Raw genomic sequence first — 25,122 nt, 5'->3', positions numbered from 1 at the left:
ATTGAGAAGGCGGCACATGGATTGAATGGCTGAAATTTTGACACCGACACCGCCGTTATCCGCTCAATGGCTCGCGCATCGCTTCGATCCGATCCACGACGCCTTCCAGTTTGTGTCAGTCGACCGCGCCCATCGCCAAAGCGTACCGTTCCTGACAGATGAACATATTGGCAGCGCGGCCGAACCGCTGGTTATCGCCAGATCGAATGTAAGCGGGCTTATCGATATGCATCGTCCGCTGCATTACATTTTCCATTCGGCATATTGCTGTTCCACTCTTTTGGTGAATGCGCTCGATCAATCAGGATCGGCTTCCGGCCTCAAAGAACCAGTCGTTCTCAACGACCTGGTCGGGTGGCGCCATCGCGGTGGGGACCCAACCAAAATTGCAGAAGTATTGACCACGACGCTGGGGTTACTCGCCAGGCCATTTGAAGGCACCGAGGCCGTGATCGTCAAGCCGTCCAATGCCGTCAACGGCTTGGCCGCTGCGATGATGACCCTGCGACCCAACGCTCATGCCATCTTGCTCTACGCACCGCTCAGGACTTTCCTCACGTCGATAGCGCGGAAAGGAATGTGGGGGCGTTTGTGGGTGAGAGAATTGCTGTCTCTGCAGTTGAAGGACGGGTTAGTCGATCTGGGATTCTCGCCACCGGACTATCTTCGACACACCGATCTGCAAGCTGCGGCGGTAGGTTGGCTGGCGCAGCAGAAATTGTTTAGCCAGTTGGCCGCGCGTTGGCCGTCCAGAGTCATGACTCTATGTAGCGAAGAGTTGACCGCAAGCCCCGTAACAGCGGTCGAAGCCTGTGCAGCTTTTTTCGGTTTGGCTGCTAATGCTGAAAGTTACCCAAAGAATATCGAACAGGCCTTTAACCGTGACGCCAAAGAGGGCACCGCCTTTCTCCCCGGTCAACGGGAGAGAACCCAGAAAAATGGAGAAGCACTGCATGCCGATGAAATTGATAAGGTGATGGTTTGGGCAGAAGCCGTAGCCGCAACGGCGGACGTCCCACTGTCTCTATCAAATCGTCTCCTACGAACCAGAGCCGTGTAAAGCAGCGGCGTCCCGCGAGCACAAAAAAAGGGGCGGTTCCATGAACCGCCCCTTTTCCTTGTTGTTCAGTTTATCAGAACTTCAGACGGCCCGAGATCGCAAAGCGACGACCAACCGTGTCGTACGTCGACGCATAGGTGTTGCCGCTGTTGTAAGCGGTCGAACCGGCCGAGTTACCAACCACCGGAGGCTTCTTGTCGAAGATGTTGTAAGCGTTCAACGTCAAGTCAAAATTCTCCATCACGCCGATACGGGTCGTGAAGTCGAAATAGTGATACGCCTTGATTTCGTTGAAGTTGTAGCTCTTGCCTACCAGCGGACCCGAACCGGTGATCGTGCCGTTGAACAAGGTACGGTTTCCACTGGTGAAGCCGCGGGCAACGAAATCATTGGCGGAGCCTTCATACTTCACCTTGTGGATATAGCGCCACAGAAGCGAGACATCTACGTCACCGAACGACAATGTCGTGCGCTGATTGAACGAGAACTCAGGCTGAATCGATGCGCAGTTCGCGCTGAAGTAGCCTACGCAATCGCGATTATACGCTGTACCCGAAGCCTGGAACGTCGACGAGTTCGTCCAGTTACCCTGGAAGTTCAACGCCAGGTTCGCAAAGCCCATATCACTCTGATAGTTGACGATGAGGTCAATACCATCGGTTTTCAGACGGCCGTTATTCGTCAGTGGCTGAGGCAGACCCAAGATGGGCGCTGTTGGCGTTGATGTTCCGCTCAGGCGACCGTTAGCGCGGTTACGCTGAATGCCCGTGCAGGCAGCCGACGCAGCAGAAGCAGCAGTAATGTTACCAAAGCAAGCGTCAATGATATCAGCTGGAGTGGCCGACGTGATCGCGTTGTCTACCTTGATGTTGTAGTAATCGACCGTCAACGTCAGGCCGCTAACAAAGTTCTTCGGCTGCAACACTACACCGACCGTCAAGGTCTTTGCCTTTTCCGGACGAATGTTAGGGTCACCACCGCCTGTTGCGTTGGCCTGACCGGCGCTGGGGTTCTGGATTGTACCAATCGAGGTAACAGGTGCACCCTGCGCAAGACAAATGGCACGCAGGTTGGCGTCGGTCGTTGGCGCTGCACCAGCACATGGATCAACCAGCAAGTTGGTCAAGCCGGTCACAACTGGAGCGAACAGTTCACCGATGTTAGGCGCACGCACAGCCCGCTGATAGTTGCCGCGGAACTTGATATCGTCCACCGGCGCCCAGGTGAGGCCCGCTTTCCATGTCGTCGCGTTAAACGAAGGCTTGCCAGCAGCATCGACGGCGTATTTCGAATAACGAACGCCACCTTCAGCCGTCAGTTCCTGGAAGAAAGGCTTGTCAGACACCAAGGGTGCAATGATTTCACCGAAATATTCCTGAACGTCGTAGCCGCCGGTCAGCGGAAGGATTGCGCCGCCTGCGCCGCCCAATTCACCCGGAACGAGAGCGAGAATATCAGGGATACGCTCTGCCTTGTAGTTACGATATTCCGCACCGACAGCAAACGCGATCGGATCGGAAGCCGCCGGCGAACTGAAACCAAAATCGCCGGTGAGCAAAGCGTGCGCCTGCGACAGAGAAGACTTGTTCGTGATGGTGCTTTGACCATTCAGGAAGTTTGCTTGAGCAGGGGAGATCGTACCGAACAGGTTGAGCGGTACACATGCGTTAGCGGTGTTGATGCACGAAGCGGTGTTCGTAGCGTTCAATGCCTGCTGAACACGCGAGTTCAGAACATAGCCCGACTGGGTCTGAACGTTTTCGCTCTCACCATGCGAACCGTACACATCGAGACTCAGGCTGTCGGTCAGCTTGATCTTCGTGCCGATGTTGATGTCGAAAATCTGCGTGACGTAGCTGCTAATACGCGGACCAACTTCAACCGTACGGCGATATACTGCAGGAAGAGGAATGGCAGCATTGGTGTTGCACGTTGCGCCCGTTGGAATACCTGCAAAGCCGCAAAGCTGATCGCGGATACCAGCAGGCAAGTAGGGATTGTTGCCAGGAATCGTGAGCGGAACGCCAAACAGACCCGAGGGAGCAATGATCGTATCAACGGTGTTCTTGGAGAACAACGCGCGGGAATACACCTCAACCGTGTCGGAAACTTCATAACGCGCTGCGCCGTAAATGTTGAAGCGTTCGAACGGCGTTACGAAGATGTTATAGGGGTTAAAGTTAAAGCCCTGATAGAATGGCACGAGCGATTGACCATCTGGGCTGACCTGAAAATCAGTGTCGGTCGAAATACCGGTCGGAACCGAGGTGAAGGATTCACCCGATGCAACACCAGTCCTAGACGAAATGCCGAAAACGGACACGTCGCGATCACCCTGATAGATAGGATCGGCTTCCTGATAACCTACGCTCAGGACAGCGTTACCACGACCGTCGTCGAAGTTGGCACCGACGGTAAGGTCCATGCGGAACACATTGCCGTCACCCTTGCCGGTGATCTGCTCACTCGCCTGAAGATCGACGCCAGCAAAATCGCGCTTGGTGATGAAGTTCACCACGCCCGAGATGGCATCCGCACCGTAAGTGGTCGAAGCGCCACCGGTCAGCACGTCGACGCGCGAGACCAGAGCGACAGGAATGTTGTTGAGATCGACGCTGCCGCCGAAGTTGGCAGGAGCAATGCGCTGACCGTCAAGCAGAACGATGTTACGGTTGGAGCCGAGGCCACGCAGGTTAACCAGCGAGAAGCCGTTGTTACCGTTGTTGACGTTCTGACCGATGCTTGGAACAACGCCAGGAATGTCACGCAGCAGCGTCTCTGCAGTGTTGCTCTGACGGAGCTGAATTTCAGCTTCGCCGATTGCGGTGACAGGCGAGGACGCCGTCAGGTTGGGGTTGCGGATCAACGAACCCGTAACGACGATCGCATCGGTGGACGCAGCATCGTCAGCGGCCTGCGGCGCTTCTTGCGCGCTTACAGGCATAGAAATAAGTGCAGCGCCCATAATGAGCGGCGCTACGCCTGCGCGCAAAAGCGCGATTTTCGAGATATTGGTCACTATCCAGTCCCTTGCTCTGGAGTTCAGGCAGATTTTCGCCTGCCCTGTTATTGCTTGCGTGTGAAAACCAACTTCGGACCGAAGCCAATAGCTCCAAGCCCAGAGTTACCCGACAGCATGACTTTCACACGGGCTGCCCCTAGATTGCGCAGGTGCGCAAACCCTGTAAAGCTTAGGTTCAGGAAAGGTGATGCTTTTAGGTGCGATTGTAGCATAATTGCCACATAGCTCCTTCATCATCAAATCTTTAAAAGCGTTAGGATGTTTCCAATGAACGTCGCGCTCTGCACGTTAATTTTCGTGGTGCGCGGAATATTGAAACAAACCTGACTGTCGATCTCTTGAGAGGGTGGCTTGCCTCAGAATAGGTTCCTCGTCATGCTGGCCAGCACAATTCTGTGGAGAGTATTTATGATGCGTTTTGCCTTTGGTGCTGGGGCTCTTGCTACTTGCTTGGCCATCGGCCCCGTTCAAGCCGCCGCACCGAAATACGGTCCGAAACCGGAAATTTTCTCACGTTTGCTCGATTGTCGTACGGTCGCCACGGAATCGGCACGTCTGGCGTGCTATGACAAGGAAGTCGCAGCGATGGATCAGGCCGCGAAGGATGACGAAGTTGTGGTGCTGGACAAGGAAGGGCTGCGCAAAACGCGTCGTTCACTGTTCGGCTTTTCGCTACCCAATTTGCCGTTTCTGGGCGGAGATGGTGACGAAGGCAAACGATCGGAATCCTCTTTGATCGAGGCGAAGATCGCTGCTGTCCAGAGCTTGGGTAACGGTCGATATGCTCTGAAGCTGGATGATGGCGCGTTGTGGCAGACCACCGAAGAGCTGTTTAACCGCGTGCCGAAGGTGGATATGCCCATCGTGATCAAACGCGCAGCGATGGGCAGTTTTATGGCGACTATTGGCGGCCGGGGCGTCCGCATCAAACGCGTCGGCTAAACGCTCATTCGCCCATCGGCCCCGCCAACAGTAGCGGGTCGATGCGGGCGTCGTTCCATTTCATGCCCCAATGCATATGCGGACCGGTGGCGCGGCCAGTGGCGCCGACGGCGCCGATGATCTGTCCGCGAACGATATGTTGCCCTTCGGCCACATCGATGCGGGAGAGATGGAGGAACGCACTGTTCAGGCCTGCGCCGTGATCGATCATGAGCAGATTGCCTTCCAGCGTGAATGGATGATCGGCAGCGAGTGTTACGACGCCATCGGCTGGCGCACGGACAAGCGTACCCGCCACGGCAGCCACATCGACACCGCCATGATACGCGCCCGGCTCTCCGCGGTAGATACGCTGGGCGCCGAACAAGCCGGATATGCGCCCCGTCACGGGCCATAGAAACGCCTGCCGCCAACCCTGGCTATCCCTGTGAGCTGCTCGCGCGGCGGCGATCCGGGCAAGTTCCGGCGTCCGGAGCGCCATGAAGGCTTCGCTGTTTCGCGTGGGACGCAGGGGCGCGTTCACGCGCTCGATGCGCCAATCGCGGGGGGAGACGTTGAGAGACTGCGCGAGGGGTCGACCATCGGCTAGGGTGGCGACCAACTGGGCGGTCGGCGGCGCATCTCGGTCGAAAGCAATCAGAAAACGACCGTCGGAGGTGACGGGGATCGCTCGACCATCGAGTGTAAGGGACGTCACATTCTGCGGCGCTATACCGATGGCAGTTCCGCCCTGAATCACCGTTCCCTGCAGCGCGAAATCGAAAGGCGATGTATTTCCGCGCACGTTCGATTGCGCCAGGGAGATACCGCTTGGAAACACCGACGCTATACAACACAGCGCCGCAACCCATATCCTCATGCAAGCATACCGCGCGATTTCCGATCCGCCAGTTCGGCCTGCACCGAATATTCCGCGCTCGCATAGGGTTCCTGCCGCGCGATACTCCAATAGCGCAGATCTTCCAACGCAATGCGCTTGCCCGAAACGGCGCACAGCACATGATCGCCGGGGCTGAGCACGCGAAAGCTATAGGGCAGGAAATGCAGCCGTGCGGGCTGATTGCTTTTCGACATCAACATGGGTCATTCGGTCCGGTCAGGAGGAGAAGAGATCCTGCTGCGTCGCGCCCGTCTCGCGCGATTTCGCGCGTGCAGGACGAGGCGCAGAGGGCGGCGGCAGTATATCGGTCGCGCGCGCTGGCTCAACCCCACCAACGGTTGCATCGATGGGGCCATCGGCAAAGGTCAATATGACTTGGCCCGCTTGCGCGGCGTCAGTGCGGCTGCGGACCAGCCGCCCCTGCGCCATGACGCGCGCGAAGCCGCGTTGCAGCGGCAAGTCAGGGTTGAGCGATGCGGCGAGCCGCCACATACGGTCCAGCGCGGTCGTCGCATCGGTCAGCCGACGGGTCAGCAACTCGGGGCGGAGGCGCAATCCGTCCAGTCGATGCCCTTCACGCACGATCCGCTGGCGGAGCAGCGCAGGGCGTAGCGCGCCTGCCTTCCCCGCCAACTCCGCACGGGCGTCGGTGACGCGATGGCGCAGGCCGCGACCCAGCCGCTCACCCAGATCGTCGGCACGCTGGCGCTGCATGGCGAGCAGCGCATCGGGCGCGGGAAGCAGGCGCACTTGCGTGTCCAGCCGCTCGCGCGCTTGGGCGGCGTTGCGGCGGACGGCCCGTTGCGCGCGCAGGCCCTGTTCTGTGAGCAGCGCGATCAGGTCCGCGCGCACCGGCACGGCTATTTCAGCGGCAGCGGTCGGCGTGGGCGCGCGGACGTCGGCTGCGAAGTCGCACAGGGTGGTGTCGGTTTCGTGGCCCACTGCCGAGATGATGGGGATCGAGCAGTTCGCCACGGCGCGGACGACGATCTCCTCGTTAAACGACCAAAGATCCTCGATAGAGCCGCCGCCGCGCGCGACGATTACAAGATCGGGGCGCGGCACCGGGCCGTTGGCGGGCATTGCATCGAAGCCGCGCACGGCGTTGGCGATCTGGGCTGCTGCGCCCTCGCCCTGCACCAGCACTGGCCATACGAGGACGTGGGTGGGGCAGCGATCCGCGAGACGATGCAGAATGTCGCGGATCACCGCACCCGTCGGCGATGTCACTACCCCGATCACTTTGGGCAGGAAGGGCAACGGTTGCTTGCGCTCTGCGGCGAACAGTCCTTCGGCTGCCAGCTTTTGCTTGAGCTTCTCCAGCAACTGCATCAGCGCGCCTTCGCCCGCCAGCTCCATCCGCTCGATCACGATCTGATATTTGGAGCGTCCCGGATAAGTGGTGAGCTTGCCGGTGGCGATCACTTCGATCCCGTCGGCGGGGGAGAAGGCCAGCCGCCCTGCCCCGCCCTTCCACATCACGCCGTCAATAACTGCCGATTCGTCCTTCAGCGCCAGATAGACATGGCCGGAAGCCGCGCGCTTGAACCCCGAAATCTCGCCGCGCAGCTTCACATGGCCGAAGCGATCCTCGACCGTGCGCTTCAGCCGCGCGGACAATTCGCTGACCGAAAGCGGCGGCGCGTTGTCGCCCGGCGCATCCTCCGCTAACAGGCGGCCCGACGGATCATAGGCAGACTCATATTCCGGGGACATGATGGCGATGAACATCCTTTTGCTTGGCGGTGGCGGGCGCGAACATGCGCTGGCATGGAAGCTGGCGCAATCGCCGCGTTGCGATACGCTGTTCGCGGCACCGGGCAACCCCGGCATAGCGCAGCATGCCACGCTGGTCGACCTCGACCCGACCGATCATGCCGCCGTTCTGGCGTTCTGCGCCGACAATGCCATCGGGCTGGTGGTGATCGGACCCGAAGCGCCATTGGTCGATGGGCTGGGCGACAGCCTGCGCGCTGCAGACATTCCGGTCTTCGGTCCGTCCAAGCTCGCCGCGCAACTGGAAGGGTCGAAAGGCTTTACCAAGGATCTGTGCGCGCGGGCCAATATCCCGACGGCGGGTTATGCGCGCGTCACCAATAAAGCCGATGCCCATGCGGCGCTGGAACCGTTTGGTTTGCCGGTCGTCATCAAGGCGGACGGGCTTGCGGCGGGCAAGGGCGTGATCATTGCGATGACCTTTGCCGAAGCGGAAGCCGCCATCGAGGACATGTTCTCCGGCAGCTTTGGCGAAGCGGGCGCTGAAGTGGTGATCGAGGAGTTCATGACGGGCGAGGAAGCGAGCTTCTTTGCACTGACCGACGGCACCAGCATCCTGCCCTTCGGATCGGCGCAGGATCATAAGCGCGTCGGCGACAATGACACCGGACCCAATACCGGGGGCATGGGCGCATATAGCCCCGCCCGCGTTCTGACCCCTGCGCTGGAGGCGCGGGTGATCGAGGAGATCATCAAGCCGACCGTCGCGACGATGGCAGCGGAGGGGATGCCCTATAGCGGGGTGCTGTATGCCGGATTGATGCTGACGCCGACGGGGCCGAAGCTGATCGAATATAATGCGCGTTTCGGCGACCCGGAATGTCAGGTTCTGATGATGCGGTTGCAGGACGATCTGGTCACACTGCTGCTCGCGGTGGCGCAAGGGACGTTGGCCGAACTGGGGACAGTGACATTGTCGTCCGATCCGGCGCTGACCATCGTGATGGCGGCCAAGGGCTATCCCGGCACGCCCGAAAAGGGTGGCGCGATCGCGGGGATCGATGCGGCCGAGGCGCAGGGCGCGAAGGTGTTTCATGCGGGCACTGCGCTGGCGGGCGATACGCTTGTCGCCAATGGTGGGCGCGTGCTGAACGTCACCGCAAGTGGCGCGACCGTCCGCGCGGCACAGGCTGCCGCTTATGCCGCGCTCGATGCCATCGATTTCCCTACCGGTTTTTGTCGGCGGGATATTGGCTGGCGCGAAGTGGAACGCGAAGGACTGTAATAGCCCGCTGGCATAAAGCGGTGGGTGCCCATATGCCGGTGCGAACAGGAGGCTGAAAGCATGAACGATTTTCTGACGACCTATGGCCTGTGGCTGGTGATCGCGCTGCTGGTGCTGATCGCGGTCGTATATCTGCTGTCGCGCAAGTCGGGCAGCGATGCGCCTGCGGCATCGGCGCCGCCCATCGAACCGGTGCGCGAAGTGGCCCCGCCGCCGGTAGTCGTGACCGCCGTCCCGCCCGCCGTCGTCGATCCCATGCCGGTGACGCCCGTGCCCGAAGCGGTGATTGCGGATGCTGTCGTCCCCAGCGCAGCGACTGCGCCGGTTACGGCGGGCGAAGCGTCCGATAACCTTATCCAGTTGAAAGGCGTCGGTCCCAAGCTGGTGACGCTGCTCAACGAACTGGGCGTGACGCGCTTTGGTCAGATCGCGGCGTGGACCGATGCCGATCTCGCTGCGGTCGATGCGCGGCTTGGCAACTTCAAGGGTCGGCCCGTGCGCGATCATTGGGTCGATCAGGCGAAGTATCTGGCTGCGGGCGATGTGGCTGGGTTCGAAGCGAAGTACGGGAAGCTGTAGGGGAGCAATCGTTATAATTTTTGAAGAACTCTTTCCTGGGCTTCCAAAAGCTCAAGTCGCCATCATGGCTGTCCCTTGGTATGTAGGACAGTTCGTGATGACTTGGGCCAAGCACGAACGAATGTTGGCCGATATGCTAGCGCGCATTCGAAATGTCGACTACGAAACTTTGCGAAACAAGCTGCTAGACGGGCAGATATTAGCTTACGAAACCGAACTTACTGATACCATCAATGCTCTTGGCGACGACCATGTCGCAACGCCGTATCTCCGTGACGTGCTCGTCGCGTGTATACCACTCCGTGGACTTCGCCATGATATTGTTCATGGCTTTTGGGCAGGAACTGGACCCGACCAAGAATACATACTGAAACGCAAGCAGCGCAAAGGTCAGGACACCGCCCGCACGCTCAGTCTCGAAGAGCTTAAAGAGGGTTGGCAGCGACTGGACGATTTAGGTTTGGTTGTCATCAACGCGAGTCGGGCATTCGAAGATAAAGAAATATGGTAGTATTTGCAATTATCGCTGATGGAAGGTCAGACACTCCACCTCCGTCATGCTGAACTTGTTTCAGCATCCATTTATCGGCTCATAACTTGTCGCGCGTGGCGGGATGGATCCTGAAGCGAGTTCAGGATGACGTATGGGAATGGGTGTGAGCGGCTGAGAAGAGCCGCCACCCCGCCGCAATCACCGCAGGCTGAGCATCAATCCGGCCAGCGCGGCGCTCATCAGGTTGGCGAGGCTGCCGGCGACCAGCGCCTTTAGGCCCAGCTTCGCGATCATCGGGCGTTGATTGGGGGCGAGGTTGCCGGTCACTGCCATCTGGATTGCGATCGAGCTGAAATTCGCAAAGCCGCAGAGCGCGAAGGTGATGATCGCGACCGTGGCGGGGGCCAGCGTTTCCTGCACCGTGCCGAGCTGGATGTAGGCGACAAATTCGTTCAGCACGACCTTCGTCCCGAACAGGCCACCTGCCACCTGTGCCTCCGTCCACGGAATGTTGAGGAGATACATGATCGGCGAGAAGAGATAGCCCAATATCTGCTGAAAGCTGAGCGTCGGATAGCCGAACCACGCGCCGATCCCACCGAGCAACCCATTGGCGAGCGCCACCAGCGCCACAAACGCAAGCACCATCGCGCCGACCGCGACGGCCAGCTTCACGCCGGTCTGTGCGCCCTGTGCCGCCGCCTGAATGATGTTGGCGGGGCGTTCCTCATCATGGCTGCCTTCGGGCAGGATCACCGGATCGACCTGAGGGTCTTCGGGATTGTCGGGCATCATGATCTTGGCCATCAGGATGCCGCCGGGCGCGGCCATGAAGCTGGCGGCGAGGAGATAGTCGATCTTGATCCCCATCGAGGCATAAGCGGCAAGGATCGTCCCGGCGACGCCCGCCATGCCCGATGTCATCACGGTGAAAAGCTGTGCGGGGGTAAGGCCAGCGAGATAGGGGCGGATCACCAGCGGGCTTTCGCTTTGCCCGACGAAGATATTGGCCGCCGCGCAGAGCGATTCGACCTTCGACACGCCGATCACCTTCTGAATCGCGCCGCCGACCCAGCGCACGATGAGCTGCATCAGGCCGATATAATAGAGAATCGAGACGAGGCTGGCGAAGAAGATGATGACCGGCAGCGCGGCGATGGCGAAGCTGGCCCCGCCGATGTCGGGCCGCGCCAACGGGCCGAAGATGAAGTCCGTCCCTGCCTGCGCATAGCCCAATAGATTGGCGACGCCTTTGGACATGGCCGCGATGACCGCCTTGCCCGCAGGGACATAGAGGACGAGCAGCGCGATGCCGGTCTGCAGCGCAAAAGCGGCCCCCACGACACGCAGCCGGATGGCCCGCCGGTTGGAAGAAAAAGCGATGGCAATGCCGAGGATCAGGGCGATACCGGCCAGGCCGATCAGAAATCTGGTCATGGATGCTTTCAAACAGGCGTGGGCAAACAGGCGCGGGAGCCAACCGATGTTTATACACGCGGTTTGGCGGGGGGCTAGGGTGTTATACGGCGATGGGTATTGTTCCCCGGCGAAAGCCGGGGTCCAGGGAGTCATAGCACTGCGCGCGCGACTCCTGGACCCCGGCTTTCGCCGGGGAACAATGAATGAAGCCCGTCTTCCCCTTTTTGCAAAAGGCGATATGAGAAGGGCGATGACCAGTGCATCCACCGCTCCCGCTTCCATCCCGCGTTCCTTGTTCGTCTTCTCTGTCTTGTACGGGGGCATGACCTGCACGGCGGGGATATTGGGGGTGAAGCAAGTCGCACTGGGGCCGCTGGCGGTGGAGGCGGGAATCTTCGCGTTCCTGCAACTCGTCATTCTGTCCAGCGCAGTGGCCGAACTGCATGGGCAGAAAATCGCGACTTCACTGGTCAGGCTGGGGTTCATTCCGCTAATCATGTCGGCTCTGCTGATCCAGCTTGTCATTGCCCTGCCCCATGATGCGGGCATGTATCCGCCTGCCGTCGACGCCTTCCCCATCGTGGTTGGACAAGGCGCGCGGATGATGCTGGCGGGGCTGATATCCTATGGCATTTCGCAGACACTTAACGTCCTCATCTTCGCCAAGCTGTCGCGGGGCAAGGGCAAGCTCGTCTGGCTGCGCGGCATGACCGCGAGCATCATATCGCAGGTGATCGACACGCTGCTGTTCATCACCATTTCCTTTTATGGAGAGCGGCCGATCATGGAATTGATGGCGGGGCAGATGGTGGCGAAGATAGTCCTGTCGATCGTGCTGGTGCCGCCGTTGATTTCGCTGGTGGTGTGGATTGGGCGGAAGCTGGACGCGCCGGGCTGAGAGTAGTTTGATGCATTGTCATTCCCGCCCTTCGACAAGCTCAGGATAAACTTCAGCCAATGGCTGAAGGCGGGAATCCATCTCCGGCCTTCTCATCTTGATCTGATTTTGGGAGATGGATCCCCGCCTACGCGGGGATGACGTGGATTTGGGGACCATCCTCAATCCTTGCCCCCTGCCCCCCTTTCGCTTATGCGCGCGGGCATGAGCAGCAAGCACGATCCCGCACCCGAACTCCTGGCCAAAGCCGAGACGCTGACCGAAGCGCTGCCCTATATGCAGCGTTATGCGGGCAAGACGTTCGTGGTAAAATATGGCGGCCATGCGATGGGCGACCCGGAACTGGCGCGCGACTTTGCCGAGGACGTGGTGCTGATGAAGGCGGTCGGCATCAACCCGGTGGTCGTGCATGGCGGCGGGCCGCAGATCGGCGCGATGCTGAAGAAGCTGGGCGTCGAAAGCAGCTTCGTCGACGGGTTGCGCGTGACGGACGCGGAAACCGCCAAGGTTGCCGAAATGGTGCTTTCTGGCGCGATCAACAAGGAACTGGTCAACTGGATAGGGCAAGCGGGCGGCCGCGCGGTCGGCATTTCGGGCAAGGATGGCGGCTTCGTGAAGGCCACCAAGGTCCAGCGGACGCGCAAGGATCCTGACAGCCTGATCGAACAGGCGGTCGACCTGGGCTTTGTCGGCGAGCCCAGCCATATCGACACGACGATCCTCGACACGATCAGCAATGCAGGGATGATCCCGGTGATCGCCCCCATCGGCATCGGTGAGGATGGCGCGACGTACAACATCAACGCAGACACGATGGCGGGCGCAGTAGCGGCAGCGCTGGGCGCGGCGCGCCTGTTCCTGCTGACCGATGTGCCGGGTGTGCTGGACAAGGCAGGCGATTTGATGACGGACCTGACGCCGGAGCAGATCAAGGTTTTGCAAGGCGACGGGACGATTTCCGGCGGGATGATCCCCAAGCTGGAAACCTGTGTCCTGTCGGTCGAAGCGGGCGTGGATGCTGCCGTCATCCTCGACGGGCGCGTGCCGCATGCCATGCTGCTGGAAATCTTTACCAAGCGCGGCGCAGGGACATTGGTGCGCGCATAACAGGCGTTGGTGGAATAATCGGGGGCCACGCTTGCCCCGATGATGCCCCGTCGCGTAAAGCAACAAGCAACACGCCGATTGGCGCACGCAAGTTCATATCGGAGACCGCATGGCCCTCGTCATCTATCAGATCCTGAACATCCTGCTGAACGTGGTGTGGTGGATCATCGTGATTCAGGCGATCCTGTCGTGGCTGATCGCGTTCAACGTGATCAACACCTACAACGACTTCGTGCGTAACGCGCTCTATGCACTCGACCGCATGACGCAGCCGATCTATCGCCCCATCCGCAAGATACTGCCCGATCTGGGTGCGCTCGACCTGTCGCCGATGGTTGTGTTGCTGGCCGTCTATATTCTGCAGCGGGTTATTTTGCCAGCGATCTTCAACCCGCTTATCGTGGGATGATCCCCTGGCGGCAGGATGGTGACGGCATTGTTCTGGCCGTTCGCCTGACGCCGCGCAGTGCCTCTGAGGGCTTCAAAGGCCTTCGCACCGACGAACATGGCGCAGTCTGGTTGCAGGCAATGGTGCGCGCGGTGCCCGAAAAGGGAAAGGCCAATGCTGCGCTGATTGGCTTGCTGGCGAAGACACTCAAAATCCCCGCCGGGGCGATTTCACTGGAAGCGGGTGACACCAACCGTCTAAAGCGGCTGCGGATAACCGGCGGCGCGGACTGCATCGCGCGCCTCTCTCAACTGATGGACGAGATATGACGATCGGCAGGACTATCGACGGCAAGGCTTTTGCAGCGCAATTGCGCGCGCGGGTTGCGCTGGGGGTCGAGGCTTTCGTGGCGTCGCAGGGTCGCAAGCCGGGGCTGGCCGTCGTGCTGGTCGGCGAAGATCCGGCGAGCAGCGTCTATGTCCGCAACAAGGGCAAGATGACGGTCGAAGCGGGCATGGAGAGTTTCGAGTTCAAGCGGCCCGCCACCATCGGTGCGGACGAGTTGCTGGAGCTGGTCGAAGAACTGAACGGCGACGACCGGATCGACGGCGTTCTCGTACAACTGCCCCTGCCCAAGCATATCGACGAAGCGGCTGTTATCGCGGCAATCAACCCGGACAAGGATGTCGACGGGTTTCATGTCATCAACAGCGGCAAGCTGGCGGTGGGCGAGCCGGGCATGGTCCCCTGCACGCCGCTGGGTTGCCTGATGCTGCTGAAGGACGAGTTGGGCGATCTTTCCGGGCTGGAAGCGGTGGTCATCGGGCGGTCGAACATTGTCGGTAAGCCGATGGCGCAGTTGCTGCTCAACGAAAGCTGCACCGTTACCATCGCGCACAGCAAGACGCGCGATCTCGCCTCCGTCGTGCATCGCGCCGATATCGTGGTCGCCGCCGTCGGGCGCGCGGAAATGGTGAAGGGCGAATGGATCAAGCCGGGCGCGACCGTGATCGACGTGGGCATCAATCGCGTTCCGGCAGCAGAAGAGGGCAAGAGCAAGATCGTCGGCGATGTGGCGACGGCTGAAGCGATCCTCCACGCGCGCGCGATTACGCCGGTGCCGGGTGGCGTGGGGCCGATGACGATTGCGGTGCTGTTGCGCAATACTTTGGTGGCGGCCCATGCGCGGCTGGGCCTGGCTGCGCCTGAAGGCTTGTGAAGCGTATCGCTCTGGCGCTGGTGCTGATGGCGGGCGGGGCGCAGGCTGCGAAGCCGCCGATGCGCCTGTCCGCCAACCCCAGCGCTGTCGTCGCCGCAGAGATCGCGTTCAATCGGCTGGCACAGGACAAGGGGCAATGGACCGCCTTTCGCGAGACCGCCGCCAAGGATGCCGTGATGTTCGTGCCGGACATGGTGAACGCGCAAGCCTGGCTGAAAGGCCGCAAGGATCCGCCCGCTTCGGTCAAGTGGCAGCCGGAAAAGGTGCTGATGTCGTGCGACGGTAGCATCGGCGTCACCACCGGACGCTGGCAGCAGCCCGATGGCACCCAAGGCTATTTCACGACGATCTGGCGGCGCGACGAAAAGGGCCGCTGGAAATGGGTGCTCGATCATGGCGATGCCGTGGCCGCGCCGCCCCCTGCGCCCGATTTCATAGCGACGCGGCTTGCGATCTGTCCGCGCGGGATGCGTCCGCCGCCACCGCCTGCTGCGGACGTAAAGCCGGTCGCCACACCGGGCATCGGTGCGTCCGAAGACGGCAGCCTGAAATGGACAACCGAAGTGCGTGCCGACAAATCGCGCCGCATCACCATTTCCCTTATGAACAATGCTGCCTATGAAGAGGCCTTGATTAACGACGTGGCGGCCCCGGCATCATGATGGAATTGTTCATATCCGCTTTCATCACGCTGTTCGTGGTGATCGATCCGCCCGGTTGCGCACCGATCTACGCCAGCGTGACCAGCGGCGCGAGCGACCTGCAGCGGCGGTCGATGGCGATCCGCGCGGTCGTGATCGCGACCGGCATCCTGCTGGTCTTTGCGATCTGGGGCAAGCAACTGCTGGGCGTGCTGGGGATCGACCTCAACAGCTTCCGTATAGCGGGCGGCATCATGCTGTTCCTGATAGCAATGGACATGGTTTTCGAAAAGCGCACCCAACGCCGTGAGGACCGCGCGCAGAAGATCGCCGATACGCCGGAGATCGAGGACGTGTCGGTCTTCCCGATGGCCATGCCGATGATCGCCGGGCCGGGATCGATCGCCACCGTCATGCTGCTGATGGCGCGGGCGAACGGTCTGAGCGAGCGGATGGTCGTGCTTGGCGCATTGGCCACGGTGCTGCTTATGATGCTGGTCGCGCTGGTGGCTGCAGGGCCGCTGATGAACTTGCTCGGCAAGAAGATCGAAGCGGTTATCACGCGGTTGCTGGGCGTGTTGCTGGCGGCGCTGGCGGCGCAATTCGTGATCGACGGATTGAAGGCGAGTTTCTGACAACGCCGTGAATTTTTCGGTGCCGGTTGGAACAGCTATCCCGCCGACCTGTTACCTCTGCATCCAAAGACAGGAGCAGATATGACAGACCAGACACCCGCCAAGGTTTTGATCATGGCGACCGACGGCTTCGAGCAGTCCGAATTGTTCGAACCGCGCAAGGCCCTTCTCGACGCTGGCTATGACGTTACGCTGGCGTCCGTTGCGCTCGACCCGATCCAGGGCATGGAGCATGACGAGAAAGGCGACACGATCACGCCAGATATCGTGTTGGCCGACGTGCAGCCGGACGATTACGATATGCTCGTCCTGCCCGGCGGCGTGGCCAATCCCGACACGCTGCGGATGGAAAAGGACGCCATCGATATCATCCAGGCGTTCTTCGACCGCGATGCTACGGTAGCGGCCATCTGCCATGCGCCGTCATTGCTTGCCGAAGCCGATGTGCTGGATGGGCGCAAGGTAACATCCTGGCCATCGATCCGCACCGATCTGCGCAATGCAGGCGCGCAGGTCGTCGATCAGGAAGTGGTCATCGACGGCAACCTCATCACCAGCCGCAACCCGGATGACATCCCGGCCTTCAACAAGGCTATCGTCGCGGCTGTAAAGTCGTAGTTTATATTGGCGAGGTTGGTGGAGCCGAGCGGGATCGAACCGCTGACCTCGTCATTGCGAACGACGCGCTCTCCCAACTGAGCTACGGCCCCAACGCGTTTGGCTATAAGCGGGGCGATGCGGCGTTGCAACGCCCTTTTCCTGCAATGGAATAGCCGGGTCGTGCTAAGATAAAGCGCGCTCACAGTTACGATCAAAGGAGACGTTTATGGCCCGTGCATGGTGCCTGACCAGCCGCCCGCAAGGTCTGCCGACGCAGGACAATTTCGCGCTGAAGGCGATTGACGACCGCGCGCTGGCCGAAGGGGAAATCCGCGTCCGCAACCTTTGGCTGTCGGTCGATCCCTATATGCGCGGGCGGATGAACGACATTAAAAGCTATGTCCCGCCGTTCGAAATCGATGCGCCGATGACCGGCGGCGCGCTGGGCGAAGTGATCGAGAGCCGGAACGGCGGCTTTGCCGTAGGTGACCGGGTGCTGCACATGGGCGGCTGGCGCGATGAAGCAATCGTCGATGCGGGCCTGACGCCGGTGAAACTGCCGCAGAGCGACCTGCCAGTCGAATCGTGGTTGCACATCATGGGGCTGACCGGCGCAACGGCGTGGATCGGTCTGCTGAAGATCGCGCAGGCAAAGGCAGGCGACCGGGTGTTCGTGTCGGCAGCGGCAGGCGCAGTCGGATCGGTGGCGGTGCAGATCGCGAAGGCCAAGGGCATGACGGTCATTGGATCGGCCGGCGGTCCGGACAAATGCGCCTGGGTCAAGCAACTGGGGGCGGACGCAATGATCGACTACCGCGCCGGTCCGGTGCTGGACCAGTTGCGTGCAGCGACCCGCGACGTGGGCGGCCGGATCGACGTGTATTTCGACAATGTCGGTGGCGATCATCTGGATGCGGCGCTGGCCATGTCGACCAAGGATGCGCGCTTTGCCATTTGCGGCATGATCGACGGGTATAATAGCGGCACGCCACTGACGCTGAAGTTCGCGAACCTCATCATCATCAACCGCATCCGCATCGCCGGTTTTCTCTATTCCGATCATATGGCGGACCTGCCCGCTTTTCAGGCGGACATGGGAGAGATGATAAAGGCCGGGCAAGTGGTGTCGCACGAGACCGTCTATGACGGGCTGGAGCGGACACCGGAGGCTTTTCTGGGCCTGTTCAACGGCGCCAACATGGGCAAGATGCTGGTCAGGCTTTGACCGTTTGACGGCAGCGCTGTTTTAAGCGGCGCTGCTGTTAAACCCGAAAGCCAGGAAGTCCGGCATCGGGCCGTTCCAGCCGTCGTCGGGACCGTCATCCTGATTGGTATCGCGACGACGCGACGGTGGCGCATCGCGGCGCGGCTCAGCGCGGGGTGCGGGAGCCGGACGTGCTTCGGTGCGCGGCGCAGCGATGACCGGTTCGGACTCCGTCGCCAATACAGGTTCGGCTTTGGGCTCGGCTTTCGGAGCAGCCTGGGGCTTCTCGCTTTTGGCGGCAGGCTTGCGCGCGCGTCTGCTCTTGGCGGGCGCGGCAGGCGCATCTTCGCCATCGACCTCGGCAGCAACGGCGGCGGCTTTTTCACCGCCGAAGATCGGGATTTTCGTACCGATTAGTTTCTGGATATTGTCCAGCGCCTCGGCGTCTTCCGGCGTGACGAAGGTGTAGGCAACGCCGGTTGCCCCGGCGCGGCCGGTGCGGCCGATGCGATGGACGTAATCGTCGGGATGCCAGGGCGCGTCATAGTTGAACACATGGCTGACGCCCTTGATATCCAAACCGCGAGCAGCAACGTCCGACGCGACGAGGACGTTCACGTCGCCGCGCTTGAACCGATCCAGTTCGGCGATGCGGGACCCCTGATCCATGTCGCCATGAATTTCGCCCGACCGCACGCCGCTCTTTTGCAGCGTCTTGTTCAAGTCGCGGACAGTGGTCTTGCGGTTGCAGAAGATGATCGCGTTGGTCACATCCTCGGCCTTGAGCATGTGGGCGATCATGTCGCGCTTCTTGCGCGATTCGACCTTCACCAGCCACTGGGTGATGTTGATGCTGGCGGACGCGGGCCGCGCCACTTCGATCGACTTGGGGTTCGAGAGGAACTTGTCGGCCAGCTTCTTGATAACCGGCGGCATCGTTGCGGAGAACAGCAGCGTCTGCCGCTGGGCAGGCAGCTTGGTGCAGATTTCTTCGATATCGGGGATGAAGCCCATGTCGAGCATACGGTCGGCTTCGTCGATGACGAGTAGCGAGCAGCCGTTGAGCATGATCTTGCCGCGACCGAACAGGTCCATCAGGCGGCCCGGCGTCGCAATCAATACGTCCACGCCCTTTTCAAGCGCCGCAAGCTGATCGCCCATCGACACGCCGCCGATAAGGAGCGCCATCGAAAGCTTGTGATATTTGCCGTACTTCTCAAAATTCTCGGCAACCTGCGCAGCGAGTTCACGCGTGGGCTCAAGAATCAGGGAACGCGGCATCCGCGCGCGGCTGCGGCCATGCGCCAGGATGTCGATCATCGGCAGCACGAAGCTGGCCGTCTTGCCCGTGCCCGTCTGGGCAATGCCGACGATGTCCTTCATCATCAGCACGGACGGAATAGCCTGCGCCTGAATAGGCGTCGGGGTGTCGTAGCCGGCCTCTGTGACCGCCCTTAACAATTCATCGGATAGGCCGAGATCGGCAAAATTCATTCATATGTCCGGAATAAGAGGGCCACGCGAGTGTGCGGGCCCGGTCAAAGCTGGCTGGCCAATGCGGAAATAGTGGCCGATTGTCAAGAAAATCCGGGCTGCGACGCCCGATCCTACGCTATTCTATCGCTCCGGGACCAGTCGTTTGAAACTCTCCACTTCGCATGTCAGGCCGCTGCGCGCCTGAATATAGTCCCGCCCCGCGCAAAGCGATCCATCGTCGGTCGGTTCGATATAGAAGCCAGCGTAGAAATCCGCTGCCCGGCATTGTTTGCCGAAACGCGCGCGAAAACGCTGATTGTTCGACAGGATCAGGTCGACGCTGTTGCGCCCACCCAAGGCCGCGGAACGCACCGACTTGATCGCGACACAGCGCGGCCCTTTCTTCTCATCCCACTCCTGAGGCTCAGGGGGCGGAGTCGGTTGGCCTGCGCGCGGCTGACGAACGAGAGGCACACGAATGATCACCCGCTGCTCGATTCTAAGCTGAGCGAATTCGACAGGCGCACCGACCGGGGCCAATAACAAGGCAATGGCAGAATGAAACAACATAGTCCCCCTGGGGAATATCATGCCCTACGCAGCGGCGGTTGAACAACCGATGAATTCCGGGGCATAACGAGTCTATGATTTCTTCCGATAGCCTTTCGCGCTTTGCGGCCCTGCTCGGCCCCAAGGGTTTTACCGACGATGCCGACGATATCGCGCCGTGGCTGACCGACTGGCGCGGGCGATATCATGGCCATGCCGTAGCGATGCTGTCGCCTGCCAGCACGCAGGAGGTTGCCGCGTGCATGACGCTGGCGTCCGAACTGGGCATCGCGCTGGTGCCGCAGGGGGGGAACACATCGATGGTCGGGGGCGCGACGCCGCCGATGGACGGAAGCGCGCTGATCCTGTCGCTGCGCCGGATGAACGCGATTCGCAGCATCTCATCAGACGATAATCTGGCGGTGTGCGAAGCGGGGGTGATTCTGTCGGTGCTGCACGATGCCGCCGAGGGGATCGGCCGGCGCTTTCCGCTGAGTTTGGGCGCGAAGGGATCGGCGACGATCGGCGGGCTGGTGTCGACCAATGCCGGGGGTACGCAGGTTCTGCGCCACGGGACGATGCGGGCCCTGGTCGAAGGGATCGAAGCGGTCCTGCCTGACGGAAGCATATTCGACGGGCTGGCCGCGCTGAAAAAAGACAATCGCGGATATGACATCAAGCAGTTGCTGGTCGGTGCAGAGGGGACCATCGGCATCGTCACTGCGGCCTCGCTGCGCCTCGTCCCTGCCATTGCCGACCGGGCCGTCGGCTGGATCGGGGTGGACAGCCCGCAGGACGCGCTGGCGCTGCTGCGCCTTCTGGAAACGCGGCTGGGGAATATCGTCGAGGGGTTCGAGGTGATTGCCGACGACGGGCTGGGCCATGTCCTCTCCCACATTCCCGCCACCCGCTGCCCCATCGACACGCGGACGCCTTGGCATGTGCTGATCGAAGTCGACCTGCCCGATGTGCAGACGCCGTCGGCCACCGAGCAACTGGAAGCGGCGCTGGCCGAAGGGCTGGAGACGGGACTTGCCAAGGATGCAGCCATCGCCGCCAACGAAGCGCAGGCGGAAGCCTTCTGGCGGATTCGGGAGTCGCTATCCGAGTCCGAGCGGGCGCAGGGTCCGGCGTTGCAATATGATGTTAGCGTGCCCGTGGCGCGGATGCCCGCATTCATGATCGACACAGCAGCCGCAGCGGAAGCGCGCTTTCCCGGCACGACGGCGTCGTCCTTCGGGCATTTGGGGGATGGCAATGTCCATTTCCATGTCCGTGCACCCAAAGACACGACCGACGGCCCGGCGTGGATCGCCGCGGAAGGCGCAACCATCAATGCCTTCGTCCACGATGCGGTGGTGGCGTCCGGCGGATCGATTTCTGCCGAACATGGCATCGGACAGATGAAGCGCACCGAACTTGCGCGCCTCTCCAGCCCCGCCCATCTGGCGTCGCTCCGCGCCATCAAGGCAGCATTCGACCCCAAGGGGATCATGAATCCGGGCAAGCTGGTGCCGATGGCCGGCGAATAACCCGACACGTAAAATTTATCGTTTGTACGTACAGATGTGTACGTACACCGCGCCTTTTAACCTGATGCCTGCTCAAACGCCGTACCATCCTTGCGGCGATAGCGTCCATCGGGGCCGATGTGCATGTCGATATCGGGATAGTGACATTCGCCCTCCGCGGGGCGGCCGATGGCGATGAAGGTGCAGTCGCTGTCGCTTTCGTTGACGAGGTGATGGCCGTTGCCGTCGTTCTTCGGGAAGACCGCCACGTCGCCGGGGCGCATGTCCGTTCGGCCATTGTCGTCGATCAGCACGGCTGCGCCCGCCAGCATGATGACGACTTCGTCTTCCTCGACATGCCAGTGGCGATGCGCGGACCATGCGCCGGGTTTCAGGACCACATGGCTCATCCCGAATTCGGTCAGGCCTGTGGCGGGCGCGAGCCGCCGATACCAGCGACCGGCCACCGCATCGGCAAATTCGGCCGGATAGCCGGTACGGTTAGCCTGCGGGAGAGCATCGAGGTCGATCTTGGGCATGTGGCGCTCCATCTGGTCAATCGCTGTCACCTTCGCTAACGCACGCGCATGACCCTGACCAGTGCCACTCCCGATCCTTTGGCTCTTGCCGAGCGGCTGATCGCCTGCCCTTCGATCACCCCGGCCACCGGAGCGGTGTTCGACTGCATGGAAGCGATGCTGGCGCCGCTGGGTTTCGCGGTCGAACGGTTCGTTGCGGGCGATGCGCCGGACGGGCCAGTGGAGAATCTGCTGGCCGTGCGCGAAAATGGACCGGGGGCGCATTTCGCCTTTGCCGGGCATCTGGACGTCGTGCCGCCGGGTAATGGCTGGGCCAGCGATCCGTTCGTGCCGGAGGTGCGCGGCGATCTGCTCCACGGGCGCGGTGCGGTGGACATGAAGGGGTCGATTGCATGCTTCTTGGCGGCGCTGGCGCGCAATCCCGATCTGCCCGGCACAGTCAGCCTGATTATCACCGGCGATGAGGAAGGTCCGGCGGTGCACGGCACAGTGGCGCTGATGGAGCGGATGGCTGCGCGCGGGATCGTGCCGGACCTGTGTCTGGTCGGCGAGCCTACGTCGGTCAAGCGGCTGGGCGATATGGTGAAGATCGGGCGGCGCGGTTCGGTCAATATGTGGATCACGGTTGAGGGCGCGCAGGGGCATGTCGCCTATCCGCATCTGGCCGACAATCCGATCCCCCTGCTGATCCGCATCCTGTCCGCCATCGAAGCGGTCGAGCTGGACAGCGGTACCGACTGGTTCCAGCCGAGCAATATCGAGATTACTGATATCACCGTGGGCAATCCCGCGACCAATGTGATTCCCGCCCGGGCGACTGCGCGCCTGTCGATCCGGTTCAACGATTGCCACAGCGGCGCGGGCTTGGTGGAGCGGATCGAGGCCATTGTGCAGACCGAAGGCGGGACGCTGACGGCGAAGATCAGCGGCGAGCCGTTCCTGACACCGCCGGGCGCCTTTTCCTCTCTCATCAGCGATGCCATCGAAAGCGCGACGGGCATCGTGCCGGAGCTATCGACCACTGGCGGCACATCCGACGCGCGGTTCCTCTCGCGCCTGTGTCCGGTGGTGGAATTCGGGCTGTGCAACGCGACGATGCACAAGCTGGACGAAGCGGTGGCTGTCGAAGATCTAGAAACGCTGACGGCGATTTACGCAGATATCCTGCGGCGCGCGGCTCAGGCTTCGCGCGCTTCGGCCTGATTATTACCGAAACGTCCGAGATAGGCGGACTCATTCGCGGGATGGGCGATATGATAGCCCTGAAACACCGTGCAGCCAGCCACGCGCAGGATATCGACCTGCTCCTGACTTTCGACGCCTTCGATCACGACTTCGAGACCCAGCCCCTGAATGAGCGCGATTACGGCGCTGCAGATCGTGCGCGCTTCGGCGGAGCTTGCGATATCGCGGACGAGGCTGCGGTCGATCTTCACTCTGTCCACGGGCAGATCGCGCAGGCGCGCGAGGTTGGAATAGCCCGTGCCGAAATCGTCGATGGCGATCCGCACCCCGATGTCGCGCAAGGCGTGCAACTGATCGATCAGTCGTTCGTCCATTTCCATCGCAAGCGATTCGGTGATTTCCAGCTCGATCCGATCGGCGGGCGTGCCGTGCCGCGCCATGGTGTGGCGCAGGCGCAGGAAGAAATCGGCCTGTGACAGTTCGCGGGTCGAGATGTTGATGGCAACGCGCTGATCCAGCCCCTGCCGCGCCCAGCGGGCTGCCGTCTCGCACACCTGATCCATGATCCAGTCGCCAAGCTCCACGATGACGCCGCTTTCCTCCGCAACCTGCACGAAGGTGGCGGGCATCAGCATGTCGCGGTCGGGATGCGCCCAGCGTACCAGTGCTTCGGCAACGACCACGCGCCCCTGCCCGACATCGAGCTGCGGCTGAAATTGCAGGAGGAACTCGCCACGCTCCAACGCAATGCGCAGATCCCGTTCCAGCTCGGCCTTGCCCGCTGCCTCCTGCGCCAGTGCGGCGGTGAACGTCTCGACCTTGCCGCCGCCGATGCTCTTGGCATGATACATGGCGATGTCGGCTGAGCGCAGCAGGGCGCTCAGGGTTTCGCCATGGTCGGGATAATAAGCGATGCCGATAGATGCGCCCAGATCGATCTGCTGCCCGCCCAGGTCGAACGGCTCGCCCAAGGCAAACTGGATTGCACGCGCGATGCGTTCTGCAGCGGCGTGGCTGGGAATGTCAGGGAAGAACAAGGTGAACTCATCGCCCGCCAACCGCCCGACAACGGCATCGCCTGCCCCGGCCTGTAGCTGGCTGACCACCACCTCCCGCAGTCGACCGGCGACGCGGGCGAGCAACTGATCGCCGGTTGCATGGCCGAAGGTGTCGTTCACCGCCTTGAACCCGTCGAGATCCAGAAAGAACATGGCGGCGGGACGGTCGATGGCGCGATCGAGGATCAGGCTTTCGACCTGGCGGCAAAAGCTCATGCGATTGGGCAGGCCCGTGACGGCATCGAACATGGCAAGCAGGTGGATGTTATCGAGACTGGCGCGTACCTGGCTGAAGAGGCTGTCCATCGCCACAGCGAGATCCGGCAGATCGCGGCGGATGACCTGAATCACGGGCGTCTGGAGATCGCCATGGGCTGCGGCGACCAGACGCTCGGTCGCGCTTTCGACGGATGCGGCGATGCCCAGCATGCTGCGACGCGCCGAAGCCCAGCTCAAAACACCGCACAGAACCGCTGCGATCAGGGCATAGCCGAGCGGATGCAGGCCGCCACGCGCCGATCCACCCGCCACCAAGGCCAGGATAAAGGCAACCGCCCCAGCGCCAACCGCAAAAGCGACCGCGCGATTCCTGAAGGTGATGCTTTGCACCAGTCCCCTAAATATTGCCGTTGGATCGGTCCGCATACCGCGCGGAATGGGCCGGTTATGAGTCCCATTGGTTAAGAAAATCCCACCAAGGGCGGCATCATCGGCAG

General features: G+C 61.3%; 25 protein-coding genes and 1 tRNA gene. 16 read left to right on the top strand and 10 right to left on the bottom strand.

Annotated features, from left to right (window positions below; all coding sequences use genetic code 11):
- Positions 1 to 25 precede the first annotated feature (25 nt).
- The gene (locus tag QMG56_RS05740) at positions 26 to 1,060 is read left to right on the top strand and encodes a hypothetical protein (RefSeq protein WP_281821624.1); all 1,035 of its coding nucleotides are present in this window, start codon (positions 26 to 28) and stop codon (positions 1,058 to 1,060) included.
- 73 nt (positions 1,061 to 1,133) lie between these two features.
- Here the strand turns inward: QMG56_RS05740 and QMG56_RS05735 are convergent, their stop codons facing one another.
- Entirely contained in the window at positions 1,134 to 4,079 is a 2,946-nt protein-coding gene (locus QMG56_RS05735) for a TonB-dependent receptor domain-containing protein (protein ID WP_230187834.1), read from the bottom strand.
- 378 nt (positions 4,080 to 4,457) lie between these two features.
- Between QMG56_RS05735 and QMG56_RS05730 the strand changes: the two genes are divergently transcribed.
- Positions 4,458 to 5,024, top strand: coding sequence for a hypothetical protein (locus QMG56_RS05730; RefSeq protein ID WP_281821623.1), 567 nt, complete (start codon positions 4,458 to 4,460; stop codon positions 5,022 to 5,024).
- 4 nt (positions 5,025 to 5,028) lie between these two features.
- Here QMG56_RS05730 and QMG56_RS05725 read toward each other — a convergent pair whose 3' ends face one another.
- From QMG56_RS05725 to xseA, 3 genes are read right to left on the bottom strand one after another with little or no spacing between them, the layout of a single operon-like run.
- A complete protein-coding gene (locus QMG56_RS05725; protein ID WP_281821622.1) occupies positions 5,029 to 5,883 on the bottom strand; it encodes a M23 family metallopeptidase in 855 nt (284 codons plus the stop codon).
- The gene (locus QMG56_RS05720; RefSeq protein ID WP_281821621.1) at positions 5,880 to 6,104 is read right to left on the bottom strand and encodes a DUF2093 domain-containing protein; all 225 of its coding nucleotides are present in this window, start codon (positions 6,102 to 6,104) and stop codon (positions 5,880 to 5,882) included. The genes QMG56_RS05725 and QMG56_RS05720 overlap by 4 nt, the downstream gene beginning before the upstream one ends.
- 16 nt (positions 6,105 to 6,120) lie before the next feature.
- The gene (xseA, locus tag QMG56_RS05715) at positions 6,121 to 7,620 is read right to left on the bottom strand and encodes an exodeoxyribonuclease VII large subunit (protein ID WP_281821620.1); all 1,500 of its coding nucleotides are present in this window, start codon (positions 7,618 to 7,620) and stop codon (positions 6,121 to 6,123) included.
- Positions 7,621 to 7,627: 7 nt separating this feature from the next.
- Here xseA and purD point away from each other — a divergent pair, with 7 nt between their 5' ends.
- The 3 genes from purD to QMG56_RS05700 all read left to right on the top strand — a co-directional run bounded on the left by purD (position 7,628) and on the right by QMG56_RS05700 (position 9,995).
- Entirely contained in the window at positions 7,628 to 8,905 is a 1,278-nt protein-coding gene (gene purD, locus QMG56_RS05710; RefSeq protein ID WP_281821685.1) for a phosphoribosylamine--glycine ligase, read from the top strand.
- Positions 8,906 to 8,965: 60 nt separating this feature from the next.
- A complete protein-coding gene (locus QMG56_RS05705; RefSeq protein ID WP_230187839.1) occupies positions 8,966 to 9,484 on the top strand; it encodes a hypothetical protein in 519 nt (172 codons plus the stop codon).
- 97 nt (positions 9,485 to 9,581) lie between these two features.
- Positions 9,582 to 9,995 carry a hypothetical protein gene (locus tag QMG56_RS05700; RefSeq protein ID WP_281821619.1) on the top strand — a complete coding sequence of 138 codons (414 nt, stop codon included), beginning with the start codon at positions 9,582 to 9,584 and terminating at the stop codon, positions 9,993 to 9,995.
- 180 nt (positions 9,996 to 10,175) lie between these two features.
- On the opposite strand, the gene QMG56_RS05695 is transcribed toward QMG56_RS05700, so the two are convergent.
- Complete coding sequence (locus QMG56_RS05695; protein ID WP_230187840.1) at positions 10,176 to 11,414, bottom strand: NupC/NupG family nucleoside CNT transporter; 1,239 nt, start codon at positions 11,412 to 11,414, stop codon at positions 10,176 to 10,178.
- Positions 11,415 to 11,646: 232 nt separating this feature from the next.
- On the opposite strand from QMG56_RS05695, the gene QMG56_RS05690 reads away from it, so the two are divergent.
- From QMG56_RS05690 to QMG56_RS05655, 8 genes are all read left to right on the top strand, one after another.
- Positions 11,647 to 12,294, top strand: coding sequence for a queuosine precursor transporter (locus QMG56_RS05690; RefSeq protein WP_281821618.1), 648 nt, complete (start codon positions 11,647 to 11,649; stop codon positions 12,292 to 12,294).
- A 204-nt stretch (positions 12,295 to 12,498) separates the two neighbouring features.
- The gene (argB, locus tag QMG56_RS05685; protein ID WP_281821617.1) at positions 12,499 to 13,401 is read left to right on the top strand and encodes an acetylglutamate kinase; all 903 of its coding nucleotides are present in this window, start codon (positions 12,499 to 12,501) and stop codon (positions 13,399 to 13,401) included.
- A gap of 109 nt (positions 13,402 to 13,510) precedes the next feature.
- Positions 13,511 to 13,810 carry a YggT family protein gene (locus QMG56_RS05680; RefSeq protein WP_281821616.1) on the top strand — a complete coding sequence of 100 codons (300 nt, stop codon included), beginning with the start codon at positions 13,511 to 13,513 and terminating at the stop codon, positions 13,808 to 13,810.
- Positions 13,807 to 14,118, top strand: coding sequence for a DUF167 family protein (locus QMG56_RS05675; protein WP_230187844.1), 312 nt, complete (start codon positions 13,807 to 13,809; stop codon positions 14,116 to 14,118). Before QMG56_RS05680 ends, QMG56_RS05675 begins: the two co-directional genes overlap by 4 nt.
- Positions 14,115 to 15,008 (top strand): bifunctional methylenetetrahydrofolate dehydrogenase/methenyltetrahydrofolate cyclohydrolase FolD, encoded by an 894-nt coding sequence (gene folD / locus QMG56_RS05670; protein WP_281821615.1) that lies wholly within the window; start codon positions 14,115 to 14,117, stop codon positions 15,006 to 15,008. The genes QMG56_RS05675 and folD overlap by 4 nt, the downstream gene beginning before the upstream one ends.
- Positions 15,005 to 15,670, top strand: coding sequence for a YybH family protein (locus tag QMG56_RS05665; RefSeq protein ID WP_375713646.1), 666 nt, complete (start codon positions 15,005 to 15,007; stop codon positions 15,668 to 15,670). The genes folD and QMG56_RS05665 overlap by 4 nt, the downstream gene beginning before the upstream one ends.
- Entirely contained in the window at positions 15,667 to 16,284 is a 618-nt protein-coding gene (locus QMG56_RS05660) for a MarC family protein (RefSeq protein ID WP_230187846.1), read from the top strand. Before QMG56_RS05665 ends, QMG56_RS05660 begins: the two co-directional genes overlap by 4 nt.
- 81 nt (positions 16,285 to 16,365) lie before the next feature.
- Positions 16,366 to 16,902 (top strand): type 1 glutamine amidotransferase domain-containing protein, encoded by a 537-nt coding sequence (locus tag QMG56_RS05655; RefSeq protein WP_281821614.1) that lies wholly within the window; start codon positions 16,366 to 16,368, stop codon positions 16,900 to 16,902.
- A gap of 16 nt (positions 16,903 to 16,918) precedes the next feature.
- Here the strand turns inward: QMG56_RS05655 and QMG56_RS05650 are convergent.
- A tRNA-Ala gene (locus QMG56_RS05650) sits at positions 16,919 to 16,994 on the bottom strand.
- Positions 16,995 to 17,110: 116 nt separating this feature from the next.
- On the opposite strand from QMG56_RS05650, the gene QMG56_RS05645 reads away from it, so the two are divergent.
- Positions 17,111 to 18,109, top strand: coding sequence for an NADP-dependent oxidoreductase (locus QMG56_RS05645; RefSeq protein ID WP_281821613.1), 999 nt, complete (start codon positions 17,111 to 17,113; stop codon positions 18,107 to 18,109).
- 21 nt (positions 18,110 to 18,130) lie between these two features.
- Here the strand turns inward: QMG56_RS05645 and QMG56_RS05640 are convergent, their stop codons facing one another.
- Positions 18,131 to 19,582 (bottom strand): DEAD/DEAH box helicase, encoded by a 1,452-nt coding sequence (locus QMG56_RS05640; protein WP_281821611.1) that lies wholly within the window; start codon positions 19,580 to 19,582, stop codon positions 18,131 to 18,133.
- A 123-nt stretch (positions 19,583 to 19,705) separates the two neighbouring features.
- Positions 19,706 to 20,134 carry a hypothetical protein gene (locus tag QMG56_RS05635; RefSeq protein WP_309298541.1) on the bottom strand — a complete coding sequence of 143 codons (429 nt, stop codon included), beginning with the start codon at positions 20,132 to 20,134 and terminating at the stop codon, positions 19,706 to 19,708.
- A 74-nt stretch (positions 20,135 to 20,208) separates the two neighbouring features.
- Here QMG56_RS05635 and QMG56_RS05630 point away from each other — a divergent pair, with 74 nt between their 5' ends.
- The gene (locus QMG56_RS05630; protein WP_281821609.1) at positions 20,209 to 21,645 is read left to right on the top strand and encodes an FAD-binding oxidoreductase; all 1,437 of its coding nucleotides are present in this window, start codon (positions 20,209 to 20,211) and stop codon (positions 21,643 to 21,645) included.
- 56 nt (positions 21,646 to 21,701) lie between these two features.
- Here QMG56_RS05630 and QMG56_RS05625 read toward each other — a convergent pair whose 3' ends face one another.
- A complete protein-coding gene (locus QMG56_RS05625; protein ID WP_281821608.1) occupies positions 21,702 to 22,163 on the bottom strand; it encodes a cupin domain-containing protein in 462 nt (153 codons plus the stop codon).
- A 48-nt stretch (positions 22,164 to 22,211) separates the two neighbouring features.
- On the opposite strand from QMG56_RS05625, the gene dapE reads away from it, so the two are divergent.
- On the top strand, positions 22,212 to 23,366 hold the full coding sequence (gene dapE / locus QMG56_RS05620; protein WP_281821607.1) for a succinyl-diaminopimelate desuccinylase: 1,155 nt from the start codon (positions 22,212 to 22,214) through the stop codon (positions 23,364 to 23,366).
- On the opposite strand, the gene QMG56_RS05615 is transcribed toward dapE, so the two are convergent.
- On the bottom strand, positions 23,342 to 25,015 hold the full coding sequence (locus QMG56_RS05615) for a bifunctional diguanylate cyclase/phosphodiesterase (RefSeq protein ID WP_281821606.1): 1,674 nt from the start codon (positions 25,013 to 25,015) through the stop codon (positions 23,342 to 23,344). The genes dapE and QMG56_RS05615 overlap by 25 nt on opposite strands.
- Between the last annotated feature and the right edge of the window lie 107 nt (positions 25,016 to 25,122).

Source organism: Sphingobium sp. BS19, from assembly GCF_027925545.1.
In the GTDB taxonomy this organism is placed as follows: Bacteria; Pseudomonadota; Alphaproteobacteria; order Sphingomonadales; family Sphingomonadaceae; genus Sphingobium.
Note: the sequence above shows the minus strand (reverse complement) of the source record. Positions and strands in the feature narration are given on the sequence as shown.

Excerpts from the sequence above, each read along its gene's own strand:
- QMG56_RS05700 (WP_281821619.1), top strand. The coding sequence starts at position 9,582 with ATGACTTGGGCCAAGCACGAACGAATGTTGGCCGATATGCTAGCGCGC.
- QMG56_RS05695 (WP_230187840.1), bottom strand. The coding sequence starts at position 11,414 with ATGACCAGATTTCTGATCGGCCTGGCCGGTATCGCCCTGATCCTCGGC.
- QMG56_RS05655 (WP_281821614.1), top strand. The coding sequence starts at position 16,366 with ATGACAGACCAGACACCCGCCAAGGTTTTGATCATGGCGACCGACGGC.
- QMG56_RS05640 (WP_281821611.1), bottom strand. The coding sequence starts at position 19,582 with ATGAATTTTGCCGATCTCGGCCTATCCGATGAATTGTTAAGGGCGGTC.
- argB (WP_281821617.1), top strand. The coding sequence starts at position 12,499 with ATGAGCAGCAAGCACGATCCCGCACCCGAACTCCTGGCCAAAGCCGAG.
- QMG56_RS05705 (WP_230187839.1), top strand. The coding sequence starts at position 8,966 with ATGAACGATTTTCTGACGACCTATGGCCTGTGGCTGGTGATCGCGCTG.
- QMG56_RS05675 (WP_230187844.1), top strand. The coding sequence starts at position 13,807 with ATGATCCCCTGGCGGCAGGATGGTGACGGCATTGTTCTGGCCGTTCGC.
- QMG56_RS05720 (WP_281821621.1), bottom strand. The coding sequence starts at position 6,104 with ATGTTGATGTCGAAAAGCAATCAGCCCGCACGGCTGCATTTCCTGCCC.
- QMG56_RS05740 (WP_281821624.1), top strand. The coding sequence starts at position 26 with ATGGCTGAAATTTTGACACCGACACCGCCGTTATCCGCTCAATGGCTC.
- QMG56_RS05645 (WP_281821613.1), top strand. The coding sequence starts at position 17,111 with ATGGCCCGTGCATGGTGCCTGACCAGCCGCCCGCAAGGTCTGCCGACG.
- QMG56_RS05690 (WP_281821618.1), top strand. The coding sequence starts at position 11,647 with ATGACCAGTGCATCCACCGCTCCCGCTTCCATCCCGCGTTCCTTGTTC.
- QMG56_RS05660 (WP_230187846.1), top strand. The coding sequence starts at position 15,667 with ATGATGGAATTGTTCATATCCGCTTTCATCACGCTGTTCGTGGTGATC.
- dapE (WP_281821607.1), top strand. The coding sequence starts at position 22,212 with ATGACCCTGACCAGTGCCACTCCCGATCCTTTGGCTCTTGCCGAGCGG.
- folD (WP_281821615.1), top strand. The coding sequence starts at position 14,115 with ATGACGATCGGCAGGACTATCGACGGCAAGGCTTTTGCAGCGCAATTG.
- QMG56_RS05635 (WP_309298541.1), bottom strand. The coding sequence starts at position 20,134 with ATGTTGTTTCATTCTGCCATTGCCTTGTTATTGGCCCCGGTCGGTGCG.
- QMG56_RS05630 (WP_281821609.1), top strand. The coding sequence starts at position 20,209 with ATGATTTCTTCCGATAGCCTTTCGCGCTTTGCGGCCCTGCTCGGCCCC.
- QMG56_RS05725 (WP_281821622.1), bottom strand. The coding sequence starts at position 5,883 with ATGAGGATATGGGTTGCGGCGCTGTGTTGTATAGCGTCGGTGTTTCCA.
- QMG56_RS05730 (WP_281821623.1), top strand. The coding sequence starts at position 4,458 with ATGCTGGCCAGCACAATTCTGTGGAGAGTATTTATGATGCGTTTTGCC.
- purD (WP_281821685.1), top strand. The coding sequence starts at position 7,628 with ATGAACATCCTTTTGCTTGGCGGTGGCGGGCGCGAACATGCGCTGGCA.
- xseA (WP_281821620.1), bottom strand. The coding sequence starts at position 7,620 with ATGTCCCCGGAATATGAGTCTGCCTATGATCCGTCGGGCCGCCTGTTA.
- QMG56_RS05680 (WP_281821616.1), top strand. The coding sequence starts at position 13,511 with ATGGCCCTCGTCATCTATCAGATCCTGAACATCCTGCTGAACGTGGTG.
- QMG56_RS05625 (WP_281821608.1), bottom strand. The coding sequence starts at position 22,163 with ATGCCCAAGATCGACCTCGATGCTCTCCCGCAGGCTAACCGTACCGGC.